Source organism: Hyalangium sp. (genome assembly GCF_045802625.1).
Classification (GTDB): domain Bacteria; phylum Myxococcota; class Myxococcia; order Myxococcales; family Myxococcaceae; genus Hyalangium.
Genome location: NZ_JBJMQP010000097.1, coordinates 1 through 17,086, shown reverse-complemented (window position 1 = coordinate 17,086; position 17,086 = coordinate 1). Strand labels below are relative to the sequence as shown.

Here is a 17,086-nt window from a genome sequence, read left to right as displayed (position 1 = left end):
CATCACAGGCCGTAGGCCTCCAAAAGTCGCAGCCATACCTCGCTCACCGTGGGGAAGGACGGCACCGCGTGCCAGAGCGTCTCCAGCGGGACTTCGCCCGCCACGGCGATGGTGGCGGCGTGCAGCAGCTCGCCCACCTCCGGCCCCGTGAATGTCGCGCCCACGATGACCCGGCGTGACTCGTCGACGATCAGCTTCGCCGTGCCACCCAGGTGCAGCCCGAGCAGCGCCGTGCCCGCCACGTCTCCCAGCGAGTACTGCACCGTGCGCACGCGCAAGCCCTGCTTGCGGGCCTGATCCTCGGTGAGCCCCACGGACGCCACCTGGGGGTGGGTGAAGATGACCTGCGGTGTCGCCTTGGCGTCCGCCCAGGCGCGCACCTCCTTGCCCGCGATGTGGTCTCCCGCCAGCCTCGCCTGGTACTTGCCCATGTGCGTGAGCAGGTTGCGCCCGTTCACGTCTCCGCATGCGTAGAGCCACCCGCCCTCCACGCCCTTCGCTCGGAGCTGATCATCCACCTCCACCGGCTTGCCCGCCGTCAGCCCCATGGTCTCCAGCCCGAGGTCCGCCGTGTTCGCCACGCGTCCCATGGCCACGAGCAGCTCGTCCGCGCGGAGCGTGTCTCCCGAGGACAGCGTCACCGTCACCTCGCCCTGGCCTCCGGGCCTGTGGACGCGCGTGGCCTCGACTCCCAGGAGCACCGTGACGCCGGTGTCTCGCAGCGCCTTCTCTACCTCCTCGCCGACGAAGGGCTCGTACCGGGAGAGCAGCCTGCGGCCACGCTGCACCAGCTTCACCTCCGAGCCCAGCGAGCGCCACGCCTGGGCCAGCTCCACGGCCACCACTCCTCCGCCGAGCACCACCAGCCGCCGTGGCACCTCCTTCGCCGCCGTGCCGCCGCGATTGTCCCAGGGCCGCGCCTCCTTCAGCCCAGGCACGTCAGGCAGGCGCGGGCTGCTCCCCGTGGCCAGCACCACCGCCTTGCGCGCCGTGAGCTCTTGCGTGCCACCCTTACCCTCCACGCGCACCGTGCGCGGCCCACTCAGGCGCCCACGGCCGCGCACCACGTGGAGGCTCGCGCCCACGGCCCACTTCAGCTGCGAGTCATCCTTGTAGCCCTGCACCAGGGAGTCGCGGCGCTTCAGCACCTCGCGAGCATCGAGCGGACCCTTCACTGCCTCCTGGAGTCCCGGTGTATGCCGCGCGAGCCACTGCGCCTCGGTGGGGCGCAGCAGCGCCTTGCTGGGGATGCAGGCCCAGTAGGAGCACTCTCCGCCGAGCAGCTCCTGCTCCACGAGCGCCACCGAGAGCCTGGGTTCCTTCGCCGCTGCCGCACGCGCCGCCACGTTCTCGCCCGCGGGGCCGCCGCCGATGACCACGACGTCGAATGCTTCCGCCATGTGCTGTCTCCCGTGTTTCCTGCGGCGTACGCCGCTCGGGAGGCCGCGCCAAGTCGCGATGAACCATGTGAGGCCGGCGCAACAGAAGCCTCGTCCTGGAGGCGGGCCTTGCGCACGTGGCGGTGCCGCGCTGAGTCATCCAGGACTTGTGTCAGCCACTTGCGCGTGGTGGCGTCGGGCGTTGACTCGGATGGGGTGCGGTGGCACCTTGTCGTCACGGATCGCGCTTCACTCCGCGCGGCGGGAGGTGTGCCATGGGGACTGTTCTGAACGGTGTCTCGGGTCGCTCCGCGCTGACGCTCGCCTGACCGGGCGCGCTCCGCTCCCTCGCTGAAGTCGAGACGAACGGGCCTGCCGCCTCCGGCGCGGGTGCTGGCACGGAGTTCTGTCGAGCTGACTCGGCCGACGTGTATCCCGCGTGCCCCGAAGTGGGGGCCATCGGGGACGCGTACGGCCTGACGGGAACCGTTCGTCCTCATGACTTCTTCCAAGCATCGCCGTAGCCGCGCTTCCCGCAGGGGCGCGGAGTCTTCCCTGCTGTCTTCCGAAGTCGAGTCCATCCCCGCGCGCCACTTGCGCATTCAGTCCACCCTGTTCCAGGAGGTGTCTCGCCTCTTTCGTGGAGAACTGTCGGATCCGTTGCTCGAGGGCGTCTCGGTGACGTCGCTCGAGCTGACGCCGGACGGGCGCAACGCCCGCATCGGCTTCACCCTCCCTCCTGAACTCGCCGTCACCGGGCCCGCTCCAGTCGAGGCAGCCCTCACCCGCGCGAGCGGCTTCATCCGTTCACAGCTCGCGGTCGGGTTGGATCTCAAGCGCGTGCCGCATCTGCGCTTCGTCTACCTGGGCGTGGCGTCCCACGAACTCACCGGCTCCGAAGCCGACGAGCTCGCCTGGGACGAGGAGCACGAGGAAGGGGGTGAGTCATGATGCCCCGCCTCCTCGAGAGCCAGCCCGGCGCTGTTCCCATCTACGCCTGGGCCCGCGCGGTGCCGGCGGGCGCAGTGAAGCAACTTCAGCACATCGCCAGCCAGCCCTACGTCGTCGAGCATGTGGCGGCCATGCCGGATGTCCACATGGCCGAGGGTGTCGCGGTGGGCACGGTCTTCGCCACCGAGCGCCACATCGTCCCCGGAGCGCTCGGGGGCGATCTCGGCTGCGGAGTCAGCGCGGTGCGGTTCAACTTCCCCGCCTCGACGATCGATCGAGCTGAGTTGATCCGCATCCTCACCGCATTCGCCAAGGCCGTGCCCGTGGGAGACGCCGTCCACCGGGGGCGCGGGCTGCCACTGCCGCCCGAGCTCGAAGCCGAGCGCCTCTCCACCCACCGCCTCCAGCGCGAGTGGGAACGGCTCGTGCCGAAACACCTCGGGACGCTCGGGGGCGGCAACCACTTCCTGGAGCTGGATCGCGACGCCGCGGGAGACCTCTGGCTGCTGCTCCACACAGGCTCACGCGGGGTGGGCGCCGCCATCGCCGCCCATCACCTGCGCGTTGCTCAGGCCCATGGAGAGGGCTCCCTTCCCGGCCTGCGCACCGACACGCCCGAAGGAGCCGCCTGCCTCGCCGACACCGCGCAGGCTTGCCGCTTCGCCCGGGCCAACCGCGACACCCTCACCCGGCGCGCGGTGGAGGTGCTCGCCGAAGCGCTCGGGCAGGGGCCGGATCTGGACTCACGGGTGGACGTGCACCACAACCACGTCGCCGCCGAGTCCCACTTCGGCCGCACGCTGCTGATCCACCGCAAGGGAGCAGTGGGGCTGGCTCCCGGACAGAGAGGGCTCATCCCCGGCAGCATGGGGACGGCCTCGTACCTCGTGGCGGGGAGGGGAGAGCCCCGGGCCTTCGGCTCCTGCTCGCACGGTGCGGGCCGCGTCATGACCCGCCGGGAGGCCCGAGAGCGCATCCGCCCGGCGGCGCTCGAGCACGCCATGCGCCGCGTGGTGTTCGACGCGGGCCGAGCCGCCTCGCTGGTCGAGGAGGCCCCCGCCGCCTACCGCGACATCACCGAGGTGCTGGAGGATGAGGAGGAGCTCGTGACACCGCTGCTCCGCCTCACGCCCATCGCCGTGCTCAAGGGCTGAACCCGGAAGCCTCAGAAAGAAAGCCCAGCGGGCAGGGAGCCGTTCCGAGCCCTGCCCGCCCTCACGGAAACAGGGCTGGGGTGTACTCCAATGAACGCTCTGTGTGGGAGCGGGGTCAGCTCCCGCACCGGCGGTCCGTCTTGATCCGTGCGAGATAAGTTCCCGCCCTGATGGGGATGGCCTACAATCCCGTCTCGGACAACGCGAACTTGCTGGGGCGTCGTCTAATGGCAGGACGTCAGACTTTGAATCTGATTATCAAGGTTCGAATCCTTGCGCCCCAGCCACCTCGCTCTCGGGTGGTGTCTCTCCGCTGCCCGTGATGCTTAGCCGGGGGTGGTGCCCATGCCGCAGAAGGTGCTCCTCCTGGTCTCCGTGGGCGGCCCTCCTCCGACGTTGCTGAAGGATCTCGAGGGTCCGCTCGCCACGCACCTGGGCCTCACGGTCGTGGCGAGCAAGGTGGCCCTGCCGCGTCCGGACTACGCCTTCAACAAGGATCGCTCCCAGTACCACTGCAACGCCATCATGCGCCGGCTGGTGACGCTGCTGGAGCCTGGACAGAACTTGGTGATGGGCGTGACGGACGCGGATCTGTTCGTGCCGGACTCGGCCTTCGTCTTCGGGGAGGCGGACCGCGAGTCCCACAGTGCGGTGCTGAGCACGGCCCGGCTGCGCGCGGGCGCGGACCTGGATCAGCTCCGGCGCCGGGTGCAGGTGGAAGGCGTGCACCAGGCCGGGCACCTGCTGGGGCTGTCCTACTGCGAGGAGCTCCGCTGCGTGATGTTCTTTGCCCAGTCGCCGGTGGACAGCGATCGCAAGCAGCTGGGGCTCTGCAACGTGTGCCGCAACGAGCTGGCGAAGCTCAACCGTTAGGCGCTGTTCCCCTGGCGGGGGTTGAATGCGGCGCTCGCGTTGACGTCGGAAGGGGGGGCCCCCAGATTGCGGGCGCCTACGTCAAGAGCGGAACAAGGAGCCTATGAAGCGCATGAGTCGAATTGTCGGCGCGCTGGTGCTGGCCGCGGGCCTCGCGGCGTGTGAGCCCATCGACGATGGCGGTGGCGGTGGCGGCGGCGGCGGTGGCAGCGTGCTGTTCACTCATGGATTCGCGTTCGTGCGCGAGAGCGACCGGAACGTCTACGTGGTGGACGACACAGGCGACCCCAACAGCCCGCAGCGGCTCACGACGATTGGCGGGGCCTCCGAGCCTGCGGTCACGCGCAACGGGCGCCTCGTCGTCTTCGTCCATCAGATCGCCACCGGCTTCGAGCTGCAGACGGTTCCCACGGATGGCAGCGCCCAGCCCTCCACGGTGTTTGCTTCCGGAGCAGCGGGTTGCTCGGGGTGCACCAACTTCCGCTACCCCACCTTCAACCCGGCGGGCACCGCCATCGTCTTCGCGTTCAACCGCGGCTCGGGCAACTTCGCGCTCGGCAAGGTGAACACGGATGGCAGCGGCTTCCAGGTGCTCACCAATGATCCTGCGACATCCTACGGCGGGGCCTCGTTCTTCCCGGATGGGCAGAGCGTGCTCGTGCCGACGGGCTCCACCAGCACCCAGCTCAGCCAGCTTCAGCGGGTGAGCCTCAGTGGGACTCCTTCGACCATTGTCTCCAACAACCTGGGCAACGAGGTGCTGTGGGTGGTGAACCGGGCCGTGGTGTCTCCGGACGGGCAGCAGGTGGCGTTGGATGGGCGGCTGTCCTCGGGCGGCTCGCGCATCTTCGTCGGGGCGCTGAGCTCCGTCAGCACCTCGCTCTCCCGGGTGACCGAGCACGCCGGTGAGTCCGGTGCGCGCGACACCTTCCCGAGCTGGATGAGCTCCAGCCAGGTGGGTTTCCTCTCCGACGCGGGCGGCGCCTCCAACATCTACCGCGTCACCGTCCCCACGACGTCGCCGGGCCCGGGCACGCTGCTGATCCCCAGCGCCAGCGATCCTTTCTACGGCGGAACCTAGGCCGGCAGGCGAGCGGGCCGCTGGCGCGCGGAGGGAGAAGGCGCGATGCTCCAGTCCTGGAGGTAGCCGATGTCCCTCTTCGATGCCGTGATGGCCGGTGATGAGACCCGTGTCGAGGAACTGCTCGCCGAGGGCGAGGATCCCAACCCCATCGGCGAGCGCGGCCGCACGCCGCTCATGATGGCCGCGCAGGCCGGGCACGCGAAGATCGTCAGCGCGCTGCTGGCCGCCGGCGCCGAGCCGATGCTCACCGACAGCACCGGCGAGACGGCGCTCTTGATTGCCGCCGCTCATGGCCACTCGGGGGTGTGCGCGCTGCTGATGCCTCACGCCAGCGACGACGATCGCGACCTGGCGAGGACCCTGCTGAAGACCTCCGGCGGGAGCATGCTGGATGCGCCGCCCGGCCCTCCGGAGGATGCGCCTCCGCCGAGCGACGCCCGCCGCAAGCTCGCCTCCGCGGGCGCGTACGTGGCCAACAAGCTTGGCGATGACGGGCCGACGAAGCGGCTGGCCCGGCTTTTTCGCTCGGAGAAGGGCCGCAAGTAGGCGGCTCCTGGGCTTGGGCGATATGTGAGCCCGGGCCGTGCGTTCTCCTGGGAGTGGGGGTGGTCTGGCTCCAGCGTCGCGGAGCTGACAGGAGCCCTTGGAACCGGAGTTCCGCGAGGAGTCGCCATGAGTCTCTGTGTCGTTCGTCGGTGCCTGTCCCTGGGCCTGTTGATGGTGCTGACCGGCTGTGCCACGGCGCGTCACCAGGAGGCGCTGTACAAGGAAGTCAGCCAGTACGTGTACACGCAGCCCATCGAGCAGGTGTGGCCGCAGGTGGTGAAGCTCGTGTCCGCGGAGGGCTATCCGCATCGCAAGGGAGACCAGGAGTTCATCCTCGTCACCGACTGGCGCAACGACATGCAGCAATCGCGCGTGGTCAGCTCCGCCTCCCGGCTCTATGCCGAGGGCTTTCGCCTCAGTGAGAACACCAGCGCCGTGCGCATCTTCCGGCAGACGGTGTTCACGGGGAACAAGGGCGAGATGAACGCGCACGAGAACGCCTTCACCGACAGCCTGACGGTGGGCGCCGCGGGAGACGTCTCGCCGTTCAATGATGATCCCATCAAGAGCAGCCAGTTCCTGAATACCTCCGCGGACCACACGCCCCTCACCCGCGGGCCGGCGGAGATGAACCGCAGCTTCGCAAGGGATGGAGAGCTGGAGTGGAAGCTGCTCCAGCTCGTGGATGAGGAGACGGCCAAGAGCATCGAAGCGCAAATCAACGAGCAGCAGGCGCGCAAGTAGCTCGGGCTCCAGAGACACGAGAGGCCCGGGGCTCGGTTGTCGAGCCTCCGGGCCCTCCCGAGGGCCAGACCCGGGGCTGGCACCTCGTGGCCTCCGTGGGAGAGCGGCGAGCTACTCGGGCTTGGCGTTCACCGTCGCGCCGGGGGTCACGGTGGCGCCGCCGGACTTCGTCTCCAGGGCTTCGGCGACCAGCTCGGTGATGTCCCGCACCGTGATGTTCTCCTCGCGGCCCGTGTCGTTCACCGCGTCGCGCAACATCGTCGAGCAGAACGGGCAGGCCACCGCCACCACGCCGGTGCCGCCCTTGTCCTTGTAGTCGCCCACCAGGCCCGGCTTCTTCTTGTCCGTCGCGTCCGGCACCGGGGTGCTCGGGTCCTGCGCGGCCTTCAGCGTGAGCGCGGCCTCGTTGATGCGGTTGTGGTTGATGCGCGTGCCGATGTGCTCCTCCATCCACATGCGCCCGCCGCCCGCGCCGCAGCAGAAGCCCTCGCGCTTGCTGCGCTGCATCTCCACCACCTCGAGCCCCGGGATGGCCTTCAGCACCTCGCGAGGCGCGTCGTACACCCCGTTGTGCCGGCCCAGGTAGCACGGATCATGGTACGTCAGCTTCGAGTTCATCACCTGCGACAGCTTGATCCGCTTCTCCTTCAGCAAGTCGTTGATCAGCTGCGTGTGGTTGATGACGCGGTACTCGCCGCCGAACTCCGGGTACTCGTTCTTGATGGTGTTGAAGCAGTGCGGGCACTGGGTAATCACCGCCTTCACCCCCAGCCCGTTCCACGCCTCCACGTTCATCTTCGCCATCGTCTGGTACAGGTACTCGTTGCCCATGCGGCGCGCCGTCTCGCCGTTGCACATCTCCTGCTTGGACAGCGTGGCGAAGCTCACGCCCGCCTCGCGAAGAATCTTCACCAGCGCCCGGCTCACCTTCTTCTGCTTGTCGTCGTAGCTGCCCGCGCAGCCCACGAAGAACAGGTACTCGTACGGGCCGCCGCCGTCGCCCCACGTGGGCAGCTTCAGGTCCTCCGCCCACTCGTCACGCCGGTCCTGGCCGATGCCCCACGGGTTGCCCTGCCGCTCGATGCCCTCGAAGACGCGCTGGATCTCCGGCGGGAACTCCGCCTTCACCTGCACTTGGTAGCGGCGCATGTCGATCAGCCGGGGGATGTTCTCGATGAACACCGGGCATGCCTGCTCGCACCAGCCGCAGCTCGTGCACGCCCACACCGTCTCCGCCTTCAGCGCGCTGCCGATGATCTCCGGCAACGTCTCCTTCACGCCGCTGGGGCCGTAGCCCTCCTCCACCCACTGCTGGTGATCCCAGAGCCAGTGCTTCAGGTCCTGGTTCACGCCCTTGTGCGTCAGCGGCTTGCCGGTGATGTACGTGGGGCAGTGCGTCTGGCAGCGGCCGCACTCGGTGCAGGAGTACAAATCCAGGCCCTGCTTCCACGTCAGGTCCTTCACCGTGGCGGTGCCGAACTCCTCCTTCTCCAGGTTGGGCGTGCCCAGCTTGCCGCTGGCGCGTGTGCGCTGGAAGAAGACGTTGGGCAGGCCGGTGATGATGTGGAAGTGCTTCCCCTGCGGCAGGAAGTTCAGGAACGTGAGGATGATGGTCAGGTGGATCCAGAACCCGGCCAGCCCCAGCACGTGCGCGCCGGTGGTGCCCAGCGCCATCATCCCCAGGCCCACCACGCTCGTGGTCGGCTCCCACCACACGAAGCCGCCCTTCTGCGACACCATGTGGCTGCCGCCGAAGAAGAACTCCGTCACCATCAGCCCGCCGATGAAGCCCAGGATGAGGTAGGCCTCCCAGGATGGCGTCATCCGGTCCGGCTTCACCCTGGCGCGCAGGAAGCAGAAGTACGCCACGCCCAGCACCGCCAGCGTCGCCGCCACGTCCTTGGCCAGCAGGTAGACGCGGTACAGGTTGAGCAGCGGCCGGTGCGCGGCCCAGAACGGGTGCCCCAGGTCCGTGAGCACCTCGAGCGCCGTCTCGCTGAAGCCCATGCTGAACAGCATGATGGTGCGCACCGCCAGCACCAGGAAGGCCGCGAAGATGAACACGTGCATCAGGCCCGGCGTGAACTCCTCCGGATCCACCATGCGCCGCTGCCCGAGGCCGAAGCGCAACAGCTGTTTGATGCGGAAGGGGATGCTGTCCAGCCGGTTCTCCCCCTTCATCGCGAGCAGGACGCCTGCACGGCCTGCCATGGTCATGACGAAGACGGAGAGGGCGACAGCGAGGAGCAGGCCTGTGATGATGGGGCTCATGGGGACTCGGTGCGCTCGGAAGCCGGGGCGGCGGGGTGGGTTGCATTGCCGCGATGCGGCAACGGCTGGCTCCAAACCTAACAAGGTTGACTCGCGAATCAAGCGTTGAGGTGCCCGAGGCGGAGGGACTCGACACCGGGTGCGCGCCTGCCCCCGGGCCAACCGTTGGCTACCCGGCAGGGCGCGGCTGCTGAGGGCCCGAGGGAGAGCCTCGGCCGTCGAGCATCCAGCAGCGGACGGGAGCGGCCAGCCAGCCGTGCGATGCCCGACGTGCCTGGGGGCCGAGCACCTCAACGGGTTTACACGCGCGGCTCAGGTGCCCACCCTTTCGGTAAATCGGTCAACGCGCTGTGGAGGCACCGCATGGGGTGGGCCTCCGTCGACCGAACTGGGGGGCGCCCGCCGGGGGGCGAGCGGTCTGCCGCCGTCTACCCGATGCGCTGTCGCGGAGCGTCCGGAGGTGCACCATGAGGCACGACGACACGACGTACTTGGACGACGACAACCTGGACTTCATCGTCCTGGGAGATGACGGGGAGAACGAGCAGGTGCTCCCGGTGACGGTCACCGCGGGCGGCCGTCAGTGGAGCTACAGCGAAGAGTCGTGGGGCGGTTGGGATCCGGAATAATGCCGAGCGCCCCCGTGGCTCGTGGTGGCGCGGGGGCACTTGTTGTCGGGCCGTTCAAGCGCAGCAGCCGGGTCGTAGCTCCCAGGAGAGCTCCCCGGTCTTTCACTCGTACTTCGGTGTTCTTCCGCCTCTCTCGTTGCCCAGGAGCGTCCCCGGTGTGCTGCAACCCCCTGGAATTCTTGGGGTGCTGCTGGGTTTGAGACGCGGTGAGCAGACCTGCCGTCTTCTTATCCAGGAACGGGGCACAATAGCCCTCATCCAGCAGGGGAATCGTATGAAGCTGATGGCCTGGGCGGTAGAGCGCGACAACGAGCAGGGCCGGGAGGTCTCCCTCCTCGTCAACCTGGAGGCCGATGCGGATGCCCCTCGCGCTCCCGTGGCCGTCAACCTCCTCATCGATCGCAGCGCCTCCATGCGCGGCGCGCCCCTCGTCGCCGCCGTCGAGGCCGCTCAGGCCCTCGTCGCCCAGGCCGGGCCTCGGGACTACATTGGCCTGCTCGCCTTCGATGGTGTGCCCGAGCAGCTCCTCCCCGTGCGCGCCATGGAGCCGGATGCCAAGACCGAGCTCTCCGAGCGCCTCTCCGCCCTCGAGACGGGCTCCGGCACCGCGCTCCATGAGGCCGTGGACCTGGGCGCCGCCGCCCTGCGCCGCGTGCTCGTGCCCGGAGCCCGTCCCAAGCTGCTGCTGCTCACCGATGGCGAGCCCTCCGTGGGCCGCGCCGCCGTCATCGACTTCCGCCAGCTCGGCTCCAAGGTCGCTGAGTCCGGGCTGACGCTGCACGCGCTCGGCCTGGGCCGCCACTACATGCCGGAGATCCTCGAGGCCCTCACCAGCCCCTCCGGCACCGGCTTCTCGCACGCCGATGACGCGGAGGCCCTGCCCACCACCGTCGCCAGCATCGTCACCGAGCTGTTCGGCGAGGTGGCCTCCGAGGCGCGCATCCACGTGCTGCCCACCGGCTTCGCCGAGCTGCGGTGCCGCCACCGCTACCCCACTCGCGTCGAGGGGGATGCCATGAGCGTGCTGCTCGGCTCCGTCTCCCAGGCCTGTCTGCGCCGCGCCCTCTTCACCGGACGCCTGTCCGCCGCCGAGTGGAACCTCACCGTCACCACCTCCTTCATCGAGCGCGGCGACACCCGGCGCCCGTCGGTGACTGTCACCCGCGTGCTCCCCGACAGCCCCGAGGGACGGCTGGTGCGCGCGGTGAGCGTGGAGTTGGAGCTCGTCGCCGCCGAGGGCTCGGCGTGGAAGGCGCTCTCCCGGCGCGATGTCGAGTCGGCTGGGCGCTCGCTCAACGAGGCCGAGGCCGCGCTGCATGAGCTGGTGCGGCTGTCCGTCGAGGAGATCCCCGCGCGCCGCCACCTGGAGCGGCTGGCGGATCTGCGGCTCGCCGTGGAGCGCCGCGTCGCCGAGCTGCCCGCGCTCATGGTTCGCCGCGCCAAGGCCGAGGGGGCGCGCACCTCGGTGAGCCAGGTGATTCGCATGCCGGTGAATCCCAAGAAGAAGCTGGAGCACTGAGGCCATGGCCTCCCCGCTGGCCACCGTGCGCGATGCGCTGCGCGAGTTCGAGGCCAGTGGGGCATTCTCCGAGCCTGCCTTCGCCTCGCTCCGCCTGCTGCTGGCCGGCACCGCTCCCGGGGAGCTGGTGGATGGTCTGCTCGGCCTGTTCTTCGAGCGCCACATCCTCCACGACGTGCGCCGGCGCGAGCTGCTCGCCATGGACGACGAGGCGCTGGGCCGGGCGCTGCGCCACCGCTTCCGTCAGGTGGTGGCGGATGGCCGGGACGGTCATGATGCCGCGCACGCGCTCGGCGCCCACGTGCGTGACGTGCTGGGCCGCGTCGGCAGCGCTCCGCCCGAAGCGGCGCCCTGGCCCGCGCTGCTCACCCAGGGCGAGCGCTTCAGCCGCGCGCTCATTGAAGAGGCGCTCCGCGCGTATGCGGGAGAGCTGGGCCGCTGGCCCCAGTCCGCGGAGGCCGTGCGCGAGCTGCTGCGCCGCTATGCCCTGGAAGCTCCCGCTCCCAGGCATGACGACTCCGGGCTGCATGATCCGCCCGAGTCGCTCCGCCGCCGCATGGATGCCCAGCGCCTGGCCCGGCAGCTCCTGGAGGTGCTCAAGCCCGAGGAGCGCAACCTGCTGCGCCACCTCCTCACGGACGAGGGCACGGTGGAGGACTGGGCGCGCGAGCAGGGGATGGCTCGCGCTACCGCCTACCGCGTGCTGGCTCGGCTGAAGACCGTGTGCCGCTCGGAGCTGGAGGGCCGCTCGAACATCACCCAGCTCAAGGCCCTCGAGGAGTTGTTCGGCGGACGCAAGCGCTGACTGGCTCAGGCTGCCCTCGGTGTGCTCCTGGAGGGGTAGACCGTGGGGTGAAACTCGCGCCCGCCTCGTGTCACAGAGTGTTCCGGGGGAATGCCTGCTCGCCCGTAGGGTTGCGAGGGACCGGACACTGGGACTGGCGGGAGCAAGGCCAACGGGTTAACGGGAGGCGCATGAGGCGTCAGCAGCGATGGAAGTGGGCAGGGCTCCTGTGGGGGTTGGTGGCATCCACGGTGGCGTGGGCGGAGCCGCCTGCCTCGGCCAAGGCCACCGGCGCGCCCGATGAGGGGGATCCGCGCGTGGAGACGACGCTGCTGATGGATGTCTCCCAGGTGAAGCCGGGGGACAGCTTCCGCGTCGGCGTGCGCTTCAAGCTGGATCCGGACTGGCACATCTACTGGAAGAACCCGGGAGACGCGGGCCTGGCCACCGAGGTGTCCTGGGATGCGCCCGGCATCACCGTGGGCGAGCTGCGCTGGCCCTTCCCGGCCACCTTCCGCACGCCGGACAACTCCCTCATCACCTATGGGTACCAGGACGAGGTGCTCCTCTTCGCCGAGGCGCGCGCCTCCGAGCAGGCCACGGGCAGCCTCACGCTGTCGGCCGCGGTGAACGCGCTGGTGTGCCGGGAGCGGTGCATCCCCGCGGAGATGCTCCTGTCGCGCTCCGTGCCGGTGGGCAGCGAGACGGTTCGCGATGCGGAGTCCACGGTGGCCTTCGATGCCGCCCAGGCCCAGGTGCCGCGCTCGGCCGACGAGTCCGGCTTCACGGTGAAGCTCGCCCTGGAGTCGCAGACCTTGAAGACGGGTCAGCCCTTCGGGGGGATTGTCACGGTCTCGGCTCGGGATGGGCAGGTGCTCCCGGCCGTCGACCCGGGCTTCTTCGTCCCCGAGCGCGTCCGTGGCATCAAGCACATGGAGCTCACCTCGGAGCCTTCCGGGCGGTTCCGGCTCCAGGGGGACGCCTCGGCGACGGCTCCCAAGGAGCCTCCGCGCTTCAAGGGCGTGCTGAGGTTGGGCACGGCGCAGACCGGCTACCGTGCGATGGAGGTGGACCTGCCGCTCGCGCCCGTGGAGGTGGTCCCCGTCGTCGCGAAGGGACCGCCCACAGGGGCTCCCCGGCTCGCCGTGCCCGGGGCTCCGCCGCAGGTGCAGTTGACGGCGCCCGCGGCGGCTTCCCCGCCAGGCATGTCCCTGGGCATGGCGCTGCTGTTCGCGTTCTTCGGCGGTGCCATCCTCAACCTGATGCCGTGCGTCTTCCCCGTGCTGGCGCTCAAGGCCTACGGCTTCGCCCGGCTGGCCCAGAAGGAGCGGGAGCACGTGGGCCTGCATGCCCTGGCGTATTCGGGCGGAATCATCGGGACGATGCTGCTGCTGGCCTGCGTGGTGCTCGTGGTGCGCGCCGGTGGCCATAGCGTGGGCTGGGGCTTCCAGTTCCAGGAGCCGCTCTTCGTCGCCGCCGTCTGTGGCGTGCTGGTGGCCTTTGCCCTCAACCTCTTTGGCGTCTTCCACGTGGCCCTGGATGGCACGGCGCTGTCCGGCAAGGTGGACAGCTCGCACGGTGTGGCGCGCAGCGTGGGCGAGGGCGTGCTCGCGGTGGTGCTGGCCACTCCCTGCTCCGCGCCGATGATGGGCACGGCGGTGGGCTTCGCCTTCGCCGCGGGCCCGGGCACCGTGCTGACCATCTTCTCCGCGCTGGGGTTGGGGCTGGCGCTGCCCTTCTGTGTGCTCGTGATGGTGCCGGGGCTGGCGAAGCGGCTGCCCAGGCCGGGCGCGTGGATGGAGCGCGCCAAGCAGTTGCTCGGCTTCGCCTTGCTGAGCACCGCCGTGTGGCTGACGTGGGTGATGGGCGGGCTGGCCGGGGTGGATGGCATGGCGCGGTTGCTCGCCTTCCTCGTGGCCGTGGGCGTGGGCGCGTGGCTGTACGGGCTCGCGCAGGCGTCGGGCGGGACGCGGCGGTGGGTGGGCATCTTCGCCGCGCTGGCGGTGCTGGTGGCCACGGGCGGCTTCGCCCTGCGCTTCGAGGGGCTCGGGCCTGTCGCGCATGCCTCCACTGTGTCGGCAGCGCAGCCGTATGACGAGACCGCCGTGGCCGCGGCGCTGAAGGCTGGGCAGCCGGTGTTCATCGACTTCACCGCCGACTGGTGCCTCACCTGCAAGTTCAACGAGCGCACCGTGCTGACGCGCGAGGAGGTACGCACGGCCTTCTCGCGTCACCAGGTGGCCTTCTTCGTGGCGGACTGGACCCGCCGCGATGCGCGCATCACCTTCATGCTCGGGGCGCACGGCCGTGCCGGAGTGCCCATGTACCTGGTGATCAGCCCCTCCGCGCCGGAGCGCCCCGAGGTGCTGCCCGAGCTGCTCACCGCGGACACCGTCATCCAGGCGGTGCGGCGCGCCTCCGGGGTCAGCGCCGACGCGACCTGACGAGCGCATCCCCTCGCTCCCAGGAGCGACGGCGCTTATTCCCATGGGCCCAGGGACTCCCGCGCGTGGGGCGAGCGGAGGAGCATGGGCGGGGCGCCTTGCCGCGCACAGAGATGGTTCGGACCTTTGGCTTCAGAACCCGTTGAGGAGGAGCCAAGACCATGGCCGAGAACCGAGGCAAGCCCGTGAAAGGTGACGAGCGGACCGACACCAAGAGCGCGGAGGAGCTCGAGCGCGAGGCGAGGCACCAGCCTGAGCGTGAGCCCCGCCGGGACGTGGCCGATGAGGACGTGGGCGAAGAGCGCATCCACCAGAAGGGCATCGGTGGCTACGGAGCGGAGGAAGGCACGGTGCCGCGAAGCGCTCCCCCGGTCAGCGACAAGCCTGCCGGCAAGCAGTAGCCCGTGGGACGCGGTCTCCAGGGCTCAGCGAGCGTGGTGCTACTTCGGCTGCACGCCCGGAGGCGCCGCGCCCGCGCCTGGGAAGGCTCCCTTCAGCGCGTCCACGCCCTCCTGCGGGTGGGCCACCGCCGACAGGTCCGCGCGATCCTTCCGCTTCTCCGTGGGGTCGATCTTCAGCTGCTGGAAGGCGTTCTCCACCAGCCCCGGGTGGGCCTCGCCGTCGCGGTTGAAGGACCACGCCAGGTGCGGCGGACCCAGGGGCAGCGTGTCCGCGGGTTTGTCACCATGGGGAGTGGTCATCCACACGTGCCACGTCTTGCCGTAGCTGTTCATCTTGTCCTTCATCAGCGACTTCTCGGCCACCGCGGGCAGGCCGGGGGCGACGAGCTGACCGGAGAGGATCTCGTAGTTGTGCGGGTGCCAGGAGCGCCGCTCCTCCGCCGGGAGTGACTCGAAGAGGCGCTCCGAGATGATGTACTCCACGCCGTTCATGTTCGCGCTCGCGGTGTTCCCATCGAAGAGCACGCACTGGGCGAAGTCCTGGTTCACCTGATGGCAGTAGTGGTGCGCCTCCATCTGCATCGCCGGGTCGTCCTTCATTGGGTGGAAGCCCACCAGGTAGATGTCGAACTGGCGCACCGGCGTGGTGTCCTGAAGCGCGCGAGCCCCCGCCTCGAGGACCTGGGACTTCGGGGATTGCTCCCGCCCGGCGGCTTCAGGCGAGTCCTTGCGAGGGCTGGAGCAGCCCACTCCGAGAGCAACGGCGAGAAGCGAGGACAGCAGCGAGCGCTCCATTGAACCCTCCATCAAAAGAGGGGACTGAGGCTGACATGGGGGCGCTCCGGCTCGTGGCCTCATTTCTCGCGCTGCAAGGCGGACGACGGATGGGACGCGCGAACTGTTGGCAGCTACGCGGCCGCAGGCTCCGGGCGAGAGCGCACACGCGCGGCCAGCTCCCGGCGGCGGCCCTTGCGCAGCACGTCCAGGAGCACCTCGGGTTTGTCGGACAGGGCCATCACGCGCTGCACGTCATCCACGCTGCCCACCGGGCGCTGGTTGATGCCCAGCAGCAGGTCCTCCGGTTGCAGGCCCGCATGGTCGGCGGGAGTGCCCTGCTGCACCTGGAGGATGAGGACTCCGCGAGGCTGGCCGGCATCCCGAGCCTGCGCGGGCTCGAGCGTCACCGCCCGGGCCGCCACGCCCAGGTAGCGCCGGTCCACCTTGCCGCGTTGGATGAGGAGGCTGGCCACCCACGCCGCCGTGGTGGCGCTCACCGCGAAGCCGATGCCCTGCGCGTATGGCAGCACCAGCGTGTTGAGGCCCACCACCTGGCCACGGGTGTTGAGCAGCGGCCCGCCCGAGTTGCCTGGGTTGATGGCGGCGTCCGTCTGGAGCATGCCCTCCAGGACGGTGCCATCGGGCAGGGTGAGGCTGCGGTTGATGGCGCTCACCACACCGAGTGACACGGACTGCTCCAGGCGGAACGGGTTGCCGATGGCCACCACGAGCTGTCCCATGCGCACGTCCTTGGGGTCGGCCAGGGGCAGGGTGGGGAAGTCCGAGCCCTCCGCGCGGAGCACGGCGAGATCCGTGGGCGCGTCCCCGCCGATGAAGTTGGCCTTGCGCTCCTCGCCGGTGGAGAGCGTCACGGTCTGCCGGCGCGAGTGGCGTACCACGTGGCGGTTGGTGAGCACGTAGCCGTCCGGCGTGAGGAAGAGGCCCGTGCCATGGCCGCGCCCATGTTCCACGCCGACGACGGCGGGCGAGGCGCGGGCGACGAGCTCCTCGAGATCATCGGAGAATTGTTGAAGCAGTTTCATGGTCCGAGCCTTTCTTCTCGTCACTCGCCGTCACGAGCGCTTGCCGATGGTGAGGGCCACCTCACGCACCTCGCCGGCGCGCAGCACCTTGGCCTGGACGGTGGTGCCCACCTTCTCGTCGGCGAGGTAGCCGAGCAGATCCTCCACGCCCTCCAGCTTGTTTCCGCCGAGGTTCACCAGCACATCACCCAGCAGCAGGCCGGCGCGGTGGGCGGGGCCGTCCGGATCCACGGAGAGGAAGATGAGGCCGGTCTCGGCACCAGCGCGAGCCCACAGGTGCTGGGGCAGGCGCACGGGGTAGGCGCCGACGCCCAGGTAGCCGCGGCGGATGCCGCCGTGCTCCCGGAGGGTGTTGACCACGCGGGTGAGCGTCTCGCTGGGAATGGCGACGGCGGCGGTGCGGGAGAAGGCGGCGGTGAGCAGTCCGAGGAAGCGGCCCTGAGCGTCCACCAGCGGCCCGCCGGAGAAGCCAGGAGGCAGATCCGCG

Annotated in this window: 16 protein-coding genes and 1 tRNA gene; 12 read left to right on the top strand and 5 right to left on the bottom strand. The window is 69.7% G+C overall.

What is annotated here, in order from left to right; genetic code table 11:
* Nucleotides 1-2: 2 nt before the first annotated feature.
* The gene (locus tag ACJ8AT_RS18130; RefSeq protein ID WP_407739013.1) at nucleotides 3-1,400 is read right to left on the bottom strand and encodes a dihydrolipoyl dehydrogenase family protein; all 1,398 of its coding nucleotides are present in this window, start codon (nucleotides 1,398-1,400) and stop codon (nucleotides 3-5) included.
* A 573-nt stretch (nucleotides 1,401-1,973) separates the two neighbouring features.
* On the opposite strand from ACJ8AT_RS18130, the gene ACJ8AT_RS18125 reads away from it, so the two are divergent.
* From ACJ8AT_RS18125 to ACJ8AT_RS18095, 7 genes are all read left to right on the top strand, one after another.
* Complete coding sequence (locus ACJ8AT_RS18125) at nucleotides 1,974-2,330, top strand: ribosome-binding factor A (protein WP_407739012.1); 357 nt, start codon at nucleotides 1,974-1,976, stop codon at nucleotides 2,328-2,330.
* The gene (locus tag ACJ8AT_RS18120; protein ID WP_407739011.1) at nucleotides 2,327-3,484 is read left to right on the top strand and encodes an RtcB family protein; all 1,158 of its coding nucleotides are present in this window, start codon (nucleotides 2,327-2,329) and stop codon (nucleotides 3,482-3,484) included. Before ACJ8AT_RS18125 ends, ACJ8AT_RS18120 begins: the two co-directional genes overlap by 4 nt.
* A 213-nt stretch (nucleotides 3,485-3,697) precedes the next feature.
* A tRNA-Gln gene (locus tag ACJ8AT_RS18115) sits at nucleotides 3,698-3,771 on the top strand.
* 58 nt (nucleotides 3,772-3,829) lie between these two features.
* A complete protein-coding gene (locus tag ACJ8AT_RS18110) occupies nucleotides 3,830-4,357 on the top strand; it encodes a non-proteolytic archaemetzincin-like protein (protein ID WP_407739010.1) in 528 nt (175 codons plus the stop codon).
* Nucleotides 4,358-4,469: 112 nt separating this feature from the next.
* Complete coding sequence (locus tag ACJ8AT_RS18105; RefSeq protein WP_407739009.1) at nucleotides 4,470-5,438, top strand: TolB family protein; 969 nt, start codon at nucleotides 4,470-4,472, stop codon at nucleotides 5,436-5,438.
* A 69-nt stretch (nucleotides 5,439-5,507) separates the two neighbouring features.
* Complete coding sequence (locus tag ACJ8AT_RS18100) at nucleotides 5,508-5,987, top strand: ankyrin repeat domain-containing protein (RefSeq protein ID WP_407739008.1); 480 nt, start codon at nucleotides 5,508-5,510, stop codon at nucleotides 5,985-5,987.
* A 126-nt stretch (nucleotides 5,988-6,113) separates the two neighbouring features.
* Nucleotides 6,114-6,731, top strand: a complete 618-nt coding sequence (locus ACJ8AT_RS18095; protein ID WP_407739007.1) for a hypothetical protein — start codon at nucleotides 6,114-6,116, stop codon at nucleotides 6,729-6,731.
* Nucleotides 6,732-6,842: 111 nt separating this feature from the next.
* Here ACJ8AT_RS18095 and ACJ8AT_RS18090 read toward each other — a convergent pair whose 3' ends face one another.
* The gene (locus tag ACJ8AT_RS18090) at nucleotides 6,843-9,002 is read right to left on the bottom strand and encodes a (Fe-S)-binding protein (protein WP_407739006.1); all 2,160 of its coding nucleotides are present in this window, start codon (nucleotides 9,000-9,002) and stop codon (nucleotides 6,843-6,845) included.
* Nucleotides 9,003-9,469: 467 nt separating this feature from the next.
* Between ACJ8AT_RS18090 and ACJ8AT_RS18085 the strand changes: the two genes are divergently transcribed.
* From ACJ8AT_RS18085 to ACJ8AT_RS18065, 5 genes are all read left to right on the top strand, one after another.
* A complete protein-coding gene (locus ACJ8AT_RS18085) occupies nucleotides 9,470-9,631 on the top strand; it encodes a hypothetical protein (RefSeq protein ID WP_407739005.1) in 162 nt (53 codons plus the stop codon).
* A 274-nt stretch (nucleotides 9,632-9,905) separates the two neighbouring features.
* Nucleotides 9,906-11,150 carry a vWA domain-containing protein gene (locus ACJ8AT_RS18080; RefSeq protein WP_407739004.1) on the top strand — a complete coding sequence of 415 codons (1,245 nt, stop codon included), beginning with the start codon at nucleotides 9,906-9,908 and terminating at the stop codon, nucleotides 11,148-11,150.
* A gap of 4 nt (nucleotides 11,151-11,154) precedes the next feature.
* Entirely contained in the window at nucleotides 11,155-11,955 is an 801-nt protein-coding gene (locus tag ACJ8AT_RS18075; protein ID WP_407739003.1) for a hypothetical protein, read from the top strand.
* Nucleotides 11,956-12,125: 170 nt separating this feature from the next.
* Nucleotides 12,126-14,378 (top strand): protein-disulfide reductase DsbD family protein, encoded by a 2,253-nt coding sequence (locus tag ACJ8AT_RS18070; RefSeq protein ID WP_407739002.1) that lies wholly within the window; start codon nucleotides 12,126-12,128, stop codon nucleotides 14,376-14,378.
* A gap of 161 nt (nucleotides 14,379-14,539) precedes the next feature.
* Nucleotides 14,540-14,779 (top strand): hypothetical protein, encoded by a 240-nt coding sequence (locus ACJ8AT_RS18065; RefSeq protein ID WP_407739001.1) that lies wholly within the window; start codon nucleotides 14,540-14,542, stop codon nucleotides 14,777-14,779.
* A 39-nt stretch (nucleotides 14,780-14,818) separates the two neighbouring features.
* Here ACJ8AT_RS18065 and ACJ8AT_RS18060 read toward each other — a convergent pair whose 3' ends face one another.
* The 3 genes from ACJ8AT_RS18060 to ACJ8AT_RS18050 all read right to left on the bottom strand — a co-directional run.
* Nucleotides 14,819-15,574, bottom strand: a complete 756-nt coding sequence (locus ACJ8AT_RS18060) for an OBAP family protein (RefSeq protein ID WP_407739000.1) — start codon at nucleotides 15,572-15,574, stop codon at nucleotides 14,819-14,821.
* 113 nt (nucleotides 15,575-15,687) lie between these two features.
* Complete coding sequence (locus ACJ8AT_RS18055) at nucleotides 15,688-16,599, bottom strand: S1C family serine protease (RefSeq protein ID WP_407738999.1); 912 nt, start codon at nucleotides 16,597-16,599, stop codon at nucleotides 15,688-15,690.
* A 30-nt stretch (nucleotides 16,600-16,629) separates the two neighbouring features.
* The coding region (locus ACJ8AT_RS18050; protein WP_407738998.1) for a S1C family serine protease at nucleotides 16,630-17,086 on the bottom strand (457 nt) is incomplete at its 5' end.

Coding starts and splice junctions, on each gene's coding strand:
- ACJ8AT_RS18070 (WP_407739002.1), top strand. CDS start 12,126: ATGAGGCGTCAGCAGCGATGGAAGTGGGCAGGGCTCCTGTGGGGGTTG.
- ACJ8AT_RS18110 (WP_407739010.1), top strand. CDS start 3,830: ATGCCGCAGAAGGTGCTCCTCCTGGTCTCCGTGGGCGGCCCTCCTCCG.
- ACJ8AT_RS18120 (WP_407739011.1), top strand. CDS start 2,327: ATGATGCCCCGCCTCCTCGAGAGCCAGCCCGGCGCTGTTCCCATCTAC.
- ACJ8AT_RS18095 (WP_407739007.1), top strand. CDS start 6,114: ATGAGTCTCTGTGTCGTTCGTCGGTGCCTGTCCCTGGGCCTGTTGATG.
- ACJ8AT_RS18080 (WP_407739004.1), top strand. CDS start 9,906: ATGAAGCTGATGGCCTGGGCGGTAGAGCGCGACAACGAGCAGGGCCGG.
- ACJ8AT_RS18055 (WP_407738999.1), bottom strand. CDS start 16,599: ATGAAACTGCTTCAACAATTCTCCGATGATCTCGAGGAGCTCGTCGCC.
- ACJ8AT_RS18060 (WP_407739000.1), bottom strand. CDS start 15,574: ATGGAGCGCTCGCTGCTGTCCTCGCTTCTCGCCGTTGCTCTCGGAGTG.
- ACJ8AT_RS18085 (WP_407739005.1), top strand. CDS start 9,470: ATGAGGCACGACGACACGACGTACTTGGACGACGACAACCTGGACTTC.
- ACJ8AT_RS18105 (WP_407739009.1), top strand. CDS start 4,470: ATGAGTCGAATTGTCGGCGCGCTGGTGCTGGCCGCGGGCCTCGCGGCG.
- ACJ8AT_RS18130 (WP_407739013.1), bottom strand. CDS start 1,400: ATGGCGGAAGCATTCGACGTCGTGGTCATCGGCGGCGGCCCCGCGGGC.
- ACJ8AT_RS18075 (WP_407739003.1), top strand. CDS start 11,155: ATGGCCTCCCCGCTGGCCACCGTGCGCGATGCGCTGCGCGAGTTCGAG.
- ACJ8AT_RS18090 (WP_407739006.1), bottom strand. CDS start 9,002: ATGAGCCCCATCATCACAGGCCTGCTCCTCGCTGTCGCCCTCTCCGTC.
- ACJ8AT_RS18100 (WP_407739008.1), top strand. CDS start 5,508: ATGTCCCTCTTCGATGCCGTGATGGCCGGTGATGAGACCCGTGTCGAG.
- ACJ8AT_RS18065 (WP_407739001.1), top strand. CDS start 14,540: ATGGCCGAGAACCGAGGCAAGCCCGTGAAAGGTGACGAGCGGACCGAC.